The 14145-nt window shown below is 73.3% G+C and carries 12 protein-coding genes and 1 pseudogene; all 13 read left to right on the top strand.

The window, feature by feature from the left end:
* The first annotated feature begins 771 nt into the window (after nucleotides 1-771).
* Nucleotides 772-1686: a hypothetical protein gene (locus FHR77_RS15990; RefSeq protein WP_341777264.1), complete on the top strand. Its 915-nt coding sequence runs from the start codon at nucleotides 772-774 to the stop codon at nucleotides 1684-1686.
* Nucleotides 1679-2683: an HAD-IIA family hydrolase gene (locus FHR77_RS07310; protein ID WP_341777263.1), complete on the top strand. Its 1005-nt coding sequence runs from the start codon at nucleotides 1679-1681 to the stop codon at nucleotides 2681-2683. The genes FHR77_RS15990 and FHR77_RS07310 overlap by 8 nt, the downstream gene beginning before the upstream one ends.
* Nucleotides 2684-2696: 13 nt before the next feature.
* A complete protein-coding gene (locus FHR77_RS07305) occupies nucleotides 2697-2906 on the top strand; it encodes a hypothetical protein (RefSeq protein WP_167257823.1) in 210 nt (69 codons plus the stop codon).
* Between the two features lie 74 nt (nucleotides 2907-2980).
* A complete protein-coding gene (locus tag FHR77_RS07300; RefSeq protein ID WP_167259517.1) occupies nucleotides 2981-3793 on the top strand; it encodes a TlyA family rRNA (cytidine-2'-O)-methyltransferase in 813 nt (270 codons plus the stop codon).
* Complete coding sequence (locus tag FHR77_RS07295; RefSeq protein WP_056055417.1) at nucleotides 3757-4719, top strand: NAD kinase; 963 nt, start codon at nucleotides 3757-3759, stop codon at nucleotides 4717-4719. Before FHR77_RS07300 ends, FHR77_RS07295 begins: the two co-directional genes overlap by 37 nt.
* Nucleotides 4716-6422 carry a DNA repair protein RecN gene (gene recN, locus FHR77_RS07290; RefSeq protein WP_167259375.1) on the top strand — a complete coding sequence of 569 codons (1707 nt, stop codon included), beginning with the start codon at nucleotides 4716-4718 and terminating at the stop codon, nucleotides 6420-6422. The genes FHR77_RS07295 and recN overlap by 4 nt, the downstream gene beginning before the upstream one ends.
* An 89-nt stretch (nucleotides 6423-6511) precedes the next feature.
* The gene (locus tag FHR77_RS07285; protein WP_167259516.1) at nucleotides 6512-8269 is read left to right on the top strand and encodes a CTP synthase; all 1758 of its coding nucleotides are present in this window, start codon (nucleotides 6512-6514) and stop codon (nucleotides 8267-8269) included.
* The gene (locus FHR77_RS07280; RefSeq protein ID WP_167259374.1) at nucleotides 8269-8838 is read left to right on the top strand and encodes an NUDIX domain-containing protein; all 570 of its coding nucleotides are present in this window, start codon (nucleotides 8269-8271) and stop codon (nucleotides 8836-8838) included. The genes FHR77_RS07285 and FHR77_RS07280 overlap by 1 nt, the downstream gene beginning before the upstream one ends.
* Nucleotides 8839-8860: 22 nt before the next feature.
* Nucleotides 8861-9796, top strand: coding sequence for a tyrosine recombinase (locus FHR77_RS07275; RefSeq protein WP_167259373.1), 936 nt, complete (start codon nucleotides 8861-8863; stop codon nucleotides 9794-9796).
* Between the two features lie 67 nt (nucleotides 9797-9863).
* A complete protein-coding gene (locus FHR77_RS07270; RefSeq protein WP_056056009.1) occupies nucleotides 9864-10763 on the top strand; it encodes a ParA family protein in 900 nt (299 codons plus the stop codon).
* An 85-nt stretch (nucleotides 10764-10848) separates the two neighbouring features.
* Nucleotides 10849-11643 carry a segregation and condensation protein A gene (locus tag FHR77_RS07265; RefSeq protein ID WP_056056006.1) on the top strand — a complete coding sequence of 265 codons (795 nt, stop codon included), beginning with the start codon at nucleotides 10849-10851 and terminating at the stop codon, nucleotides 11641-11643.
* On the top strand, nucleotides 11633-12223 hold the full coding sequence (gene scpB / locus FHR77_RS07260; protein ID WP_167259372.1) for an SMC-Scp complex subunit ScpB: 591 nt from the start codon (nucleotides 11633-11635) through the stop codon (nucleotides 12221-12223). Before FHR77_RS07265 ends, scpB begins: the two co-directional genes overlap by 11 nt.
* Nucleotides 12213-13004: pseudogene (locus tag FHR77_RS15985) on the top strand (pseudouridine synthase); the annotation flags it as partial. The gene scpB and the pseudogene FHR77_RS15985, both read left to right, overlap by 11 nt.
* Nucleotides 13005-14145: the final 1141 nt, after the last annotated feature.

Here is a 14145-nt window from a genome sequence, read left to right as displayed (position 1 = left end):
AGGGGGACCTTGTGGGAGAGTAGGACACCGCCGGACTTCCTTTAGTGCACAGCATGACTGGCACACCGAAAGGCCCCTCCACAGGAGGGGCCTTTTGTGTTTGTCCGCCCTTCCCGGGCGAAGGCCCTGAGATAGAGTCGGGGCGCCACAACACAACAGCAGCCAGAAGACCCGAGGAGAACCTCTGTGAGCGACCGCGACGACGACCGAGACGACCGGCCCCGACGTTCCCCTTCCTCTGGCGGCTCCACAGGCTCCGGCAGCGGTCGTGACGGCGGACGCCGTGACGCGCGAGGCCCGGCACAGGGCAGCCCCGATGGGCAGCGCGGCTCGGCTGACCGCCGGTCGGGTACAGGCCCCCGTCAGGGAGATCGGCCTCAGAGGTTCGATCGTCCGTCCAGCGACCGACCGCAGCGTTCTGACCGTCCGTCGTACGGTGACCGTCCGCAGCGGCCCGACCGCCCGTCGGGTGATCGACCGCAGCGGTCAGATCGCCCGTCGTACGGTGACCGTCCGCAGCGGTCCGACCGCCCGTCGGGTGATCGACCGCAGCGCTCGGATCGTCCGTCCTACGGCGACCGCCCCCAACGGTCCGACCGTCCGGGCGGGGGCGACCGACGGGGCGCGCCCGGCCGCGGGGCCGCAGCGGGCGGTCGTGGTGGTGGCCGCGACTCCTTCAACTCGCGGGATCGCCAGACCCCGGAAGAGCGCGACCCGTACGGCCTGAAGTCCGTCCGGCCGGCCCAGGAGGTCGCCCACGTCCCTGACGACGTGGAGCCCCGCGACCTCGACAAGGTCGCTCGTGGCGAGCTCAAGACGCTGAGCAAGGAGAACGCCGACTGGGTCGCCAAGCACCTCGTGATGGCGGGCCGCCTCATCGACGAAGACCCCGAGGAGGCCCACAAGCACGCCCTCTCGGCCGGTCGTCGTGCCGGCCGCATCGGCGTCGTGCGCGAGACGATCGCCATCACGGCCTACACCGTCGGTGACTACGCCATGGCCCTCCGCGAGCTGCGCACGTACCGTCGGATCTCCGGTCGTGACGACCACCTGCCCCTGATGGTCGACAGCGAGCGGGGCCTCGAGCGTCCGGAGCGCGCCCTCGAGCTGGGCCGCTCGGTCGACGTGGCCACGCTCGACGTTCCCGTCCGCGTGCAGCTCGCCATCGCGATGTCGGGCGCGCGCCTCGATCTCGGTCAGCCCGACGCCGCCCTGCGTGAGCTCGAGATCCCCCAGCTCGACCGCAAGAAGGCCTTCTCGTACAGCCCTGCGCTGTTCGACGCGTACGCGACGGTGCTCGACGACCTCGGTCGGAAGTCCGAGGGCGACGAGTGGCGTGTCCTCTCCGAGCGCGCGTCCGCTGCTCTCGACGCTCTCGCCGGCGGAGACGACCTCGAGACCGTCGAGATCGTCGAGGAGGAGCTCGAGGTCGACCTCGACGACGAGTGGATCGACGTCGAGGGCGTGACCGCCGAGGTCACCGCCGACGACGAGGACCCCGTGGACGCGGATGGCTCTGCCGGGGACGAGCAGGCGACGGACGACGTCGTCGACTCGCCTTCGGACGACGAGGACGCTGCGGACGACGAGGACGCTGAGGACGACCACGGCGGCGACGAGCACGGCGACGGCGAGCCGCCCCACGACGAGCAGCCCCACGACGAGCAGGCCGACGACCGTGGCTGACGGTCCGTCGCCGCTCGACGGCGTCGACACCGTCCTCGCCGACCTCGACGGCGTCGTGTACAGGGGCCGCGCTGCCGTGCCGCACGCTGTCGAGGCCCTGACCGCCGCCTCCCGCACCCACCGTGTCGGCTACATCACCAACAATGCGTCGCGCACCGCGGCCACGGTGGCCGAGCAGCTCTCCGGCTACGGGCTGACGGTGGGGGAGGACGACGTGGTGACCTCCCCGCAGGCGGCCGTGCGCCTCCTCGCGGACGCCGTGCCGGCCGGCTCGACCGTCCTCGTCGTGGGCGGGGTCGGCCTGACCTCCGTGCTCGAGCAGGAGGGCTTCGTCGTCGCGCGGTCGGCCGACGACCACCCCGCGGCCGTCGTGCAGGGCTTCAGCCCCGACGTGGGCTGGGCCGACCTCGCCGAGGCGTCGTACGCCCTGGCCGCCGACATCCCGTGGATCGCCACGAACACCGACTGGACCATCCCGCAGGAGCGCGGCACCGCTCCCGGCAACGGCACCCTCGTGTCGGCCGTGCACACGGCCGTCGGCCGCCTGCCGGTCACCGCGGGCAAGCCCGAGACCCCGATCTACCACGCCGCCGTCGAGCGCTTCGGCGCCACGAAGGCGCTGTTCATCGGCGACCGCCTCGACACCGACGTCGTCGGCGCGAACGAGGCCGGCCTCGTCTCGGTGCTGGTGCTCACCGGCATCGACGGGGCGAAGCAGCTCCTCGCCGCCGACGCGCGGTCTCGGCCGGACTTCGTGCTCGGCGACCTCCGCGAGCTCTCGCAGCCCTACCCCCAGCTCGTCGAGCACGACGAGGGAGACGTGCACGTCGTCACCGTCCGGGGCGCGAGCGTCGCCGTGCGCGGCGGCACGGTCCGGGTCATGACGCCCGGCCCCGACCCCGTCGACCTCCTCCGGGCCGGCGCCGCCGCCGTGTGGGGCACGGGCCGCGCGATCTACGGCCTCGACATCGACCCCGCCCTCCACCCCGACGGTTAGGGTGGACGCCACCATGCAGCAGATCGACGACCCCGGGCACGAGCGTTCCGAGCGCCAGCGCACGGATGACCGTCCGCCGGCGGTGCCGGGCCTGGAGGCGCGCCTCCGCCAGGTCGAGGAGTCACCGTTGGAGTCCCGGGCCGACTCGTTCGCCGCCCTCCACGACGAGCTCCGAGGCGTGCTCGAGGGCACGGCGGCCGACGGCGCGGCGGGCCCCCGGTGACGGTCGACGCCTCGGGGAAGCCCCTCCGCTCCGGACGCGGCACCTCGGCGCCCGAGCCCACGGCCGAGGAGCCGATCGCGGCCGAGGCCGTCGACGAGCGCCTCGACGCCGCGCTCGCCCGCCGGGGCCTCGCGCGGTCCCGCACCCACGCCGCCCGGCTGCTCGCCGACGGCCTCGTGACCGTCAACGGCACGGGCGCCGTCAAGGCCTCCGCCCGTGTCTCGGTCACCGACCGCGTCGAGGTCGCCGGCCTCGACCACTACGTCAGCCGAGCCGCCCACAAGCTCGTCGGCGCCCTGGACGCGTTCGGCGTCGACCCTGCCGGTCGCACCGCCCTCGACGTCGGCGCCTCGACCGGCGGCTTCACCCAGGTGCTGCTCGAGCGTGGCGCCGAGCACGTCGTCGCCCTCGACGTGGGCCACGGGCAGCTGTCGCCGTCGGTGCGATCGGACCGCCGCGTCTCCGTCATCGAGGGCGTCAACGCCCGCTACCTCACCGCCGAGCAGCTGCGCGGCCTCACCGACCGGGCCGACGACGTCGACCTCGTCGTGGCCGACCTCTCGTTCATCTCGCTGACGATGGTCCTCCCCGCGCTCACCGCGTCGCTCGGCACCGGCGCCGACTTCGTCCTCCTCGTCAAGCCGCAGTTCGAGGTCGGCCGCCAGGGCGTCCGCGAGGGCATCGTGCACGACCCGGCGCTGCGCGCCGAGGCCGTGACGACCGTGCTCTGGGCTGCCCACGACCTCGGCCTCGGCACGGCGGGGCTCATCCCCTCACCGATCGTCGGCACGGCGGGCAACAAGGAGTACGTGGTGCACTTCTCGGCCTCGACCGGGACGAATCCGACAGAATGGCTGAGCACGGCAGACACCACGACGGGAGCGTGAGAGAGATCACTTCGACACGACACATCCTCGTCGTCTCGCACACGGGGCGACCGGACTCCATCGGGGCGGCGCTGGAGGTCTGCGGACTCCTGCGCGCGGCCGGTGTCGTGCCCGTGCTGCCCCTTGACGAGTGGAACGACATCCGGGTCGCGGCCCCCGAGGTCGGCGAGGTCCACATCCTCGGCGACGACGTCGTGGCCGACCAGCTCGAGTGCGTCATCGTGCTCGGCGGCGACGGCACCATCCTCCGCGCGGCCGAGCTCGTGCGCGGCACCCGGTCGCCCATCATCGGCGTCAACCTCGGCCACGTCGGGTTCCTCGCCGAGAGCGAGCGCGACGAGATGACCGAGACGGTGCAGCGCGTGCTCGCCGCCGACTACGACGTGGAGGAGCGGTTCGCCCTCGACGTCACGGTCACCACCGACTGCGAGGTCGTCTACCGCACCTGGGCGATGAACGAGGCGACGGTCGAGAAGGCCTCCCGCGAGCGGATGCTCGAGGTCGTCATCGAGGTCGACGGGCGGCCGCTCTCCTCCTTCGGCTGCGACGGCGTCGTCATGTCGACCCCGACCGGCTCGACCGCTTACTCCTTCTCGGCCGGCGGCCCCGTGGTCTGGCCCGAGGTGCAGGCGCTGCTCCTCGTGCCGCTGAGCGCCCACGCGCTCTTCGCCCGCCCGCTCGTGGTGGGCCCCGACTCCACCCTCGCCGTCGAGGTGATGAACCGCACCGACGCCAAGGGCATCCTCTGGTGCGACGGCCGACGCGAGCACGACCTGCCGCCCGGGGCCCGGGTGGAGTGCACCCGCTCGACGCAGCCGGTGCTGCTGGCGCGCCTCCGCCAGGGGCCGTTCACCGACCGCCTCGTGGCGAAGTTCCACCTCCCGGTCACCGGCTGGCGCGGGCCCGACCAGGCGGCCGCCGAGTGATCGAGGAGATCGCGATCCGCGACCTCGGCGTCATCGGGCGGGCGACCCTGCCCCTCGGCCCCGGGTTCACGGCCGTCACCGGCGAGACCGGCGCGGGCAAGACCATGGTCGTGACCGCCCTCGGCCTCCTGCTCGGCCAGCGGGCCGAGAGCGGCATCGTCCGCTCCGGCAGCGCCCAGGCGGTCGTCGACGGCCGCTGGGTCGTGCCCGAGGAGGGCTCGGTGGTCTCGCGCGTGCGCGACGCCGGGGGAGACGTCGACGACGGCGAGCTGTTCCTCAGCCGCGTCGTCTCGGCGGAGGGCCGCAGCCGGGCCGTCGTGGGCGGGCGCACCGCCCCGATCGGCGTCCTGGGCGACCTCGCTGACCACCTCGTCGTGGTGCACGGTCAGAGCGAGCAGATCCGGCTGAAGTCGGCGCAGGCGCAGCGCGCCGCCGTCGACGCCCACGGCGGCGCCCCGCTCGCCGAGGCGGCCACGTCGTACCGGTCGGCCTACGACGCCTGGCAAGCGGCCCGGGCGGAGCTCGACGAGATCACCCGCGACCGCGACGCCCGCCGGGCCGAGGCCGAGGCGCTGCGCGAGGCGATCGACGAGATCGAGGCGGTCTCGCCCGTCGCGGGCGAGCTCGACGAGCTCGACGCCACGGCCGAGCGGCTCAGCAACTCCGAAGACCTGCGGCTCGCCGCCGGGCTCGCCCACGAGATCCTGTCCACCGACGCGGTCGACGGCACCCGCGACGTCCTCTCGCTCGTCGAGGAGGCACGGCGCCAGGTCGAGCGGGTGGCCCCGCACGACGCCGCGCTGCAGCCGATCGCCGACCTGCTCGCCGAGGTCAGCGTCCAGGTCAGCGAATCGTCGTCGCGGCTCTCCAGCTACCTCGGCAGCCTCGACGCCGACGCGGCCGGCGACCTGGAGGTCGTCCAGACGCGGCGGGCCGAGATCGGCTCGCTGCTCCGCAAGCACGGCCCGACCGTCGACGACGCGCTGCGCCTGCTCGACGAGGGCAGCCGCCGTCTCGTCGAGCTCGACAGCGACGACGACCGCCTCGCGCAGCTCGACGACGAGGTCGAGCAGTTCCGGGCGGAGGCGGAGACCAGGGCGAGCGTCCTCACCGACCTGCGCCGCGCCTCCGGAGCCGACCTGTCGAGCCGGGTCAGCGCGGAGCTCCGCGCGCTGGCGATGGCGGGGGCCGAGATCGTCGTCGAGGTCTCGCCCCGCGGCGAGCTGGGCGCGTCCGGGGCCGACGCCGTGGCGCTCCTGCTGCGCCCGCACCCGGGCAGCGAGCCGCGCCCGCTCGGCAAGGGCGCCTCGGGCGGCGAGCTCTCGCGCGTCATGCTCGCCCTCGAGGTCGTCATGGCCGGGTCGAGCGAGGTGCCGACGTTCGTCTTCGACGAGGTCGACGCCGGCGTCGGCGGCGCCGCGGCCATCGAGATCGGCCGCCGCCTCGCGGCTCTCGCCGAACGGGCCCAGGTGATCGTCGTGACGCACCTCGCGCAGGTCGCCGCCTTCGCCACGAACCACCTCCGCGTCGTCAAGGACGCCTCGGGCGAGGTCACCGCGAGCAGCGTCCAGCAGCTCGACGGCGACGAGCGCGTGGCCGAGATGGCACGCCTGCTCTCGGGCCTGCCCGACAGCGCGAGCGGGCTCGACCACGCCCGCGAGCTCCTCCAGCTGGCCTCCGCCGGCGCCGATCGGCGCCCGTGACCCGACAGCGGGGTGCCGACGGGCCCCCGCGTGACATAGGATGGAACCCCGTGGTGAACGAACAGAACTCGGGCCTTGATTCCTCCTCGATCGACGGGGGTGGCCCTTCTGAGGTCCCCTCGTCCACGGCAGCTGCTCCCGCGGCCGTCACGAAGCACATCTTCGTCACCGGCGGCGTGGTCTCGTCGCTCGGCAAGGGCCTCACGGCCGCCAGCCTCGGCAACCTGCTGACCGCCCGCGGCCTCCGCGTCGTGATGCAGAAGCTCGACCCGTACCTCAACGTCGACCCGGGCACGATGAACCCCTTCCAGCACGGCGAGGTCTTCGTGACCGACGACGGCGCCGAGACCGACCTCGACATCGGTCACTACGAGCGGTTCCTCGACATCAACCTCGACCAGGCCGCCAACGTCACCACCGGCCAGATCTACTCGACCGTCATCGCCAAGGAGCGCCGCGGCGAGTACCTCGGCGACACGGTCCAGGTGATCCCGCACATCACCGACGAGATCAAGCGCCGCATGCGGCAGCAGGCCGAGGGCGAGCTGAAGCCGGACGTCATCATCACCGAGGTCGGCGGCACCGTCGGCGACATCGAGAGCCAGCCGTTCATCGAGTCGGCCCGCCAGGTGCGCCACGAGCTCGGCCGGTCGAACGTCTTCTTCGTGCACGTCTCGCTGGTGCCCTACATGGGCGCCTCGGGCGAGCAGAAGACCAAGCCCACCCAGCACTCCGTCGCCGCGCTCCGCTCGATCGGCATCCAGCCCGACGCTCTCGTGCTCCGCAGCGACCGTCCCGTCAGCGACGCCAACAAGCGCAAGATCGCGCTGATGTGCGACGTCGACGAGGACGCCGTGGTCAACGCGAAGGACGTCGCGAGCATCTACGACATCCCGTCGATGCTCAACGACCAGGGCCTCGACAGCTACATCATCCGCCACCTCGGCCTCGCCGAGAAGGCCGGCGAGGTCGACTGGTCGGGCTGGCAGACCGTGCTCGACGCGGTGCACCAGCCGAAGCACGAGGTCACCATCGGCCTCGTCGGCAAGTACATCGACCTGCCCGACGCCTACCTCTCCGTCACCGAGGCGCTCCGGGCCGGCGCCTTCGCGCACCAGGCGAAGGCCAAGCTCGTGTGGATCCCCTCCGACGACTGCGAGACCCCGGAGGGCGCCGCGAAGGCGCTCAGCCAGGTCGACGGCATCTGCGTGCCCGGCGGCTTCGGCATCCGCGGCATCGAGGGCAAGCTCGGCGCGCTGAAGTTCGCCCGCGAGAACGGCGTGCCCGCGCTCGGCCTCTGCCTCGGGCTGCAGTGCATGGTCATCGAGTACGCGCGCAACGAGGCGGGCCTGACCGGCGCCTCCTCGTCCGAGTTCGACCCCGAGACCGAGTTCCCCGTCGTCGCGACGATGGCCGAGCAGGTCGACATCATCGCGGGCGGCGACCTCGGCGGCACCATGCGCCTCGGCCTCTACCCGGCCGCGCTGCAGACGGGCTCGCTCGCCGCCGAGCTCTACGGCTCGGAGCTGGTGGAGGAGCGCCACCGCCACCGCTACGAGGTCAGCAACCAGTACCGCCAGCAGATCGCCGACGCCGGCCTGGTCTTCTCCGGCACGTCGCCCGACGGCACCCTCGTCGAGTACGTCGAGCTCGACCGCGCCGTGCACCCGTTCTACATCGGCACGCAGGCGCACCCCGAGCTGCGCTCGCGCCCGAACCACGCCCACCCGCTCTTCAGCGGCCTGGTCGAGGCGTCGCTCGAGCGTCAGAACTCGAGCAAGCTCTTCGCCGACGACGCGGACGGCGCCACGCCCGGCGTGACGGACGCCGCCGAGGTCGTGGCCTGATGGGCGCCGAGGGCGAGCTGCTGCGCGACGAGCCCGCCGCGCTCGAGGTGATGAGCTCGGAGACGGTGTTCGAGGGCGCGGTCTGGAACGTCGTCCGCGACACCGTCGACTACAACGGCTCGCCGATGGTGCGCGAGTACGTCGCGCACACGGGCGCCGTCGCCGTCCTGGCGGTCGACGACCAGGACCGCGTGCTGGTCATCCAGCAGTACCGCCACCCCATCCGCTCGCGCGACTGGGAGCTGCCCGCGGGGCTGCTCGACGCCGAGGGCGAGAGCAAGCTCGACGCCGCGAAGCGCGAGCTGATGGAGGAGGCCGACCTCCGGGCGACCACGTGGCACGAGCTGGTCTCGTTCCACACCTCGCCCGGCGGCAACGACGAGATGGTCACGGTCTACCGGGCCACGGGCGTCAGCGCGACCGAGGGGGCGTTCGACCGCTCCGACGAGGAGGCCGACATCGTGACGCGCTGGGTCAGCCTCGACGAGGTCGTGGAGGGCGTGCTCGCCGGCCGGCTGCACAACTCCATCCTCAGCATCGCGGCGCTCGCCGCGGTCGCGGCCCGCTGACGGCCCGACGGGGCGGCAGGCCGTGACGACCGTCGAGGAGGCGGTGGCCCGGTACCTGCGCCACGTCACCGTCGAGCGCGGCCTCTCCCCGAACACGACCGCGGCCTACCGCCGCGACCTCGTGCTCTGGCAGGCGCACCTGGCGGCGCTCGGTCGGGCCTCGGTCGACGAGGTCGAGCCAGGCGACGTGGCGTCGTTCCCCGTCGCGCTGGCGACCCGGCCGGAGAAGCCGCTCGGCGCCTCCAGCGTGGCACGGGTGCTGTCGTCGGTGAGGGGCCTGCACAGGTTCCTGGTCGAGGAGGGGCTGCTCGAGGTCGACCCGGCCGCCACGACCCGGCCGCCCAAGCTGCCGTCGCGGCTGCCCAAGGCGATCTCGGTCGCCCAGGTCGAGGCGCTGCTCGCCGCGACCGACGGCGACGAGCCCGCGCGCGTGCGCGACAAGGCGCTGCTCGAGCTGCTCTACGCGACCGGTGCCCGGGTCAGCGAGGCGGTGTCGCTGAACGTCGACGACGTGGTCGAGGGCGACGTCGTGCGGCTGTTCGGCAAGGGCGGCAAGCAGCGGCTCGTGCCGCTCGGCAGCTACGCCCGGCGGGCGCTCGACGCCTGGCTGGTGCGCGGCCGGCCCGAGTTCTCGGCCCGGGGCGACGCGACCCCCGCGCTCTTCCTCGGCGCGCGGGGCGCCCGGCTCTCGCGGCAGAACGCCTGGCTGGTGATCAGCGGCGCGGCCGACCGGGCCGAGCTGGGCCTCGACGTGTCGCCGCACACGCTGCGCCACTCGTTCGCCACCCACCTGCTCGAGGGCGGGGCCGACGTGCGCGTCGTGCAGGAGCTGCTCGGGCACTCGTCGGTGGCCACGACGCAGATCTACACGCTGGTCACGGCGGACGCCCTCCGCGACATGTACTCGACCGCCCACCCCCGGGCCCGGAAGGCCGTCAGACCTTCACCTGCCGCATGAGGCTTCCTGTGCACGGGCCGGGCGCGGCAGCCGCGCCCCGCTCGGGGGCGCTCGTACTATGGAGCCCGTGAGCACCAAGCCGACCCCGAGCACACCCGCCCTCTTCGAGAGCGCTCCGGCGGCCGTCCCCGCGAACGGCCCGACGGGGCGCCCCCGCACCGAGTTCCCGACGCCCGACGTGCTGGCGAGCCACGGCCCCGCGCGCATCATCACGCTCTGCAACCAGAAGGGCGGCGTGGGCAAGACCACGACGACCATCAACCTGGGCGCCGCGTTCGCCGAGTACGGCCGCCGCGTGCTCGCCATCGACTTCGACCCGCAGGGCGCCCTCACCGCCGGCCTCGGCGTGCAGTCGCACGACCAGTCGACGATCTACGACCTCATGATCGGCGCCGTCCGCGACGCGCACGACGTCATCGTGCCGACCCGCGTCGAGGGCCTCGACGTCATGCCGGCCAACATCGACCTCTCCGCCGCCGAGGTGCACCTCGTCAACGAGGTCGCCCGCGAGCAGATCCTCGCGCGCATCCTCCGCCAGGTCAGCGCCGAGTACGACGTCATCCTGATCGACTGCCAGCCCTCGCTGGGGCTGCTGACCGTCAACGCCCTCACCGCGGCGCACGGCGTGCTCATCCCGCTCGAGTGCGAGTTCTTCGCCCTCCGCGGCGTCGCGCTGCTCGTCGAGACGATCGAGAAGGTGCGCGACCGGCTCAACCCCGCCATCGAGCTCGACGGCATCCTGCCGACGATGTTCGACTCGCGCACGCTGCACAGCCGTGAGGTGCTCGAGCGCGTCGTCGAGGCGTTCGGCGACGAGGTGCTCGAGACCGTCATCGGCCGCACCGTCAAGTTCCCCGACGCCTCCGTCGCCGGGACCCCGATCACGAAGTTCGCGCCCGAGCACCCCGCGGCCCAGGCGTACCGCCAGCTGGCCCGAGAGCTGATCGCGCGTGGTGCCGCAGCCTGAGCCGGCCACGACGGTGACGGTCGACGTCGCTCCCGGGCGGAGCGACGTCGCGCACGGCGGTGCCTCGACACGGGGTGACGCGCCCGTGCCGCCGGAGGTGCCCGGCTTCGCCGTGGCCCTCGACAACTTCACCGGCCCGTTCGACCTGCTGCTGACGCTGATCAGCAAGCGCGAGATGGACGTCACCGAGGTCGCGCTGAGCGCCGTCACCGACGAGTTCCTCGCCCACCTCCGCCGGCTCGACACCGACGCCGACCTCGACCAGGCCAGCGGCTTCATCGTCGTCGCCGCGACCCTGCTCGACCTCAAGGTCGCCGGGCTGCTGCCCCAGGGCGAGCTGGTCGACGCGGAAGACGTGGCCCTGCTCGAGGCCCGCGACCTGCTCTTCGCCCGCCTGCTGCAGTACCGCGCGTTCAAGCTCGCCGCCGAGTGGTTCGCCGAGCGGTCGGTCGCCGAGGCCGCGCGGCACGCGCGGTCGGTGCGCCTCGAGGAGAAGTACCGGGTCACGACGCCGGAGCTCGTCTGGACCCTCAGCCCCGACGACTTCGCCGCCCTCGCCACGCTCGCGCTGACCCCCGCCGAGGTGCCGACCATCGGACTCGACCACCTGCACGCGCCGCTCGTCAGCATCCGCGAGCAGGCCGCCGTCGTCGTCGCGCTGCTGCGCGGGCGCGGGCTGCTGACCTTCCGCGAGCTCGTCTCGGGGGTCGACGTCAAGGGCGTCGTCGTCGCCCGCTTCCTCGCGCTGCTCGAGCTCTACCGGCACGGGTCGGTGTCGTTCGAGCAGATCGAGCCGCTGGGGGAGCTCAGCGTGCGCTGGGTCGCCGAGACCTGGACGGACGAGAGCCTCGCCGCGCTGGGGGCCGACTATGACGGCTGACTCCGTGACGACCGTCGCGGTCGCCGGCGCCGTGGCCGTCGAGCGACGCCTGGAGGCGCTGCTGATGGTCGCCGACGAGCCGCAGTCGCTCGTCGACCTCGCCACCGCGGTCGGTGAGCCCGTCCCTGTCGTGCGCCGGGCGGTGGAGGCGCTGGTCGCCGACTTCGACGGCGTGGACGGCGGCGTGCGGCGCGGTTTCGAGCTGCGCGAGGTCGGCGTCGGCTGGCGGTTCTACGTCCGCGAGGAGCACGACCCCGTCGTCAGGGATTTCGTGATGACGCAGAACCCGTCCAGACTGTCGCAGGCGGCTCTCGAGACGCTGGCGGTCATCGCCTACAAGCAACCCATCACCCGCAGCAGCATCGCGCAGATCCGCGCGGTGAACGTCGACTCGGTCGTCCGCACGCTGCTGGGTCGAGGCCTGGTCACGGAATCGTCCACCGATCCCGAGACGGGCGCCACCACCTACGAAACGACGGAACTCCTGTTGACCCACCTCGGCATCAGCTCGCTCGACGAGCTCCCGCTGATCTCCCCGCTCCTCTCCGACGGATCCGGAGGATTCGACGATGCCCACTGACACCACCCCCACCTCTGACGACCTGCCCTCGGGCGAGCGCCTCCAGAAGGTCATGGCCGCCGCCGGCGTCGCCTCGCGCCGCGTCTCCGAAGACCTGATCGCCGCCGGCCGCGTCACGGTCAACGGCAAGGTCGTGACCGAGGCCGGTCGCCGCATCGACCCCGCGACCGACAAGGTCGTCGTCGACGGCACGGCCGTGCAGCTGGACTCGACGCGCCGCTACGTGATGCTGAACAAGCCGGTCGGCGTCGTCAGCACCCTGAGCGACGAGAACGGCCGCCCCGACCTGACGCAGTTCACCAGCGACTACGAGGAGCGCCTGTTCAACGTCGGCCGCCTCGACGTCGAGACCAGCGGACTGCTGCTGCTGACGAACGACGGCGAGCTCGCGCACGTGCTGGCCCACCCGTCGTTCGGCGTGACCAAGACCTACATCGCCAAGGTCAAGGGCCTCGTGACCCCGGCCGTCATCGCCGAGCTGCTCTCGGGCGTCGAGCTCGACGACGGTCCGATCGCGGCCGACAAGGCCGCGGTGGTCGGGGGAGGCGCGGGGCTGTCGCGCTCCGCCGACTCGTCGCTCATCGAGATCACCCTGCACTCGGGGCGCAACCGCGTCGTCCGCCGCATGCTCGAGGCGGTCGGGCACCCGGTCATCGACCTCGTGCGCCGCTCGTTCGGGCCGCTGCACCTCGGCACGCTCAAGGTCGGCCACATGCGCTCGCTGAACAAGGCGGAGCTCGGGGCGATCCTCACCATCTCGCGCGACGCCGCCCCGTCGCCCCGCGTCGACGCGATGCCCGTCACCGAGAGCGCCGACGCGCCGGTCGACGAGGCCGACGTCGTAGAGGTGCCCCTCGACGAGGCCGAGGTCGAGAAGGAGTACTACGACGAGGACGACGAGGAGTTCGACCCCGAGACCGACGCCCGCGACGCGAAGCGCCGCCGCGGGCCGTCCGGCTTCAAGGGCGACGCCGCGGCCGCTCCGTCGCGCCGGGCCGAGGTGCGCCGCCAGCAGGCCGGCCGCCGCGAGCCCCGCGACGAGCGCGGTGCACGCCCGACGCGCGACGAGCGTGGCGGGTACCAGGGTCGCGACGACCGCGGTGGCCGTCCGGCCGCGCGCGACGAGCGTGGCGGGTACCAGGGCCGCGACGACCGCGGTGGGCGTCCGGCCGCGCGCGACGAGCGTGGCGGGTACCAGGGCCGCGACGATCGTGGTGGGCGTCCGGCCCGTGACGAGCGTGGTGGCTACCAGGGTCGCGACGACCGGGGCGGACGCCCCGAGCGTGGCGGCTACCAGGGTCGCGACGACCGTGGCGGGCGGCCCGACCGTGGTGGCTACCAGGGTCGCGACGACCGCGGCGCGCGGCCCGACCGTGGCGGCTTCGTGTCGCGCGACGACCGTGGCTCGCGTCCTGAGCGCGGGGGCTTCGTCTCCCGCGACGACCGTGGCGGTGCGTCGCGGGGCGGCGACCGTCCGCTGAGCGCAGGCGAGGAGCGCGCGGCGGGCTACCCGAACCGCGACGCGAACCGCGATCCGCGCACGGGCCGTCCCTCCGGCGTCCGCGCCGGTGGCCCCGGCGCCGGCCGCGGAGGCCGCGAGTACCCCGTCCGCGACGACCGCACGGGCGATCGCGGCGGGTACCAGGGTCGTGACGACCGCTCGGGTGACCGTGGTGCGCCGTCGCGGGGTGGGTACCAGGGTCGCGACGACCGTGGCGGCCCCTCGCGCGGCGGGTACCAGGGTCGCGACGACCGGTCGAGCGACCGTGGTGCGCCTTCGCGTGGTGGCTACCAGGGTCGTGACGACCGCTCGGGTGACCGTGGCGCGCCGTCCCGCGGCGGGTACCAGGGTCGCGACGACCGTGGCGGGCCCTCACGCGGTGGCTACCAGGGCCGCGACGACCGCTCGGGCGACCGTGGCG

This window comes from Frigoribacterium endophyticum, from assembly GCF_011759585.1.
Classification (GTDB): domain Bacteria; phylum Actinomycetota; class Actinomycetes; order Actinomycetales; family Microbacteriaceae; genus Frigoribacterium; species Frigoribacterium endophyticum.
This window is presented reverse-complemented; position numbering and strand designations above follow the sequence as displayed.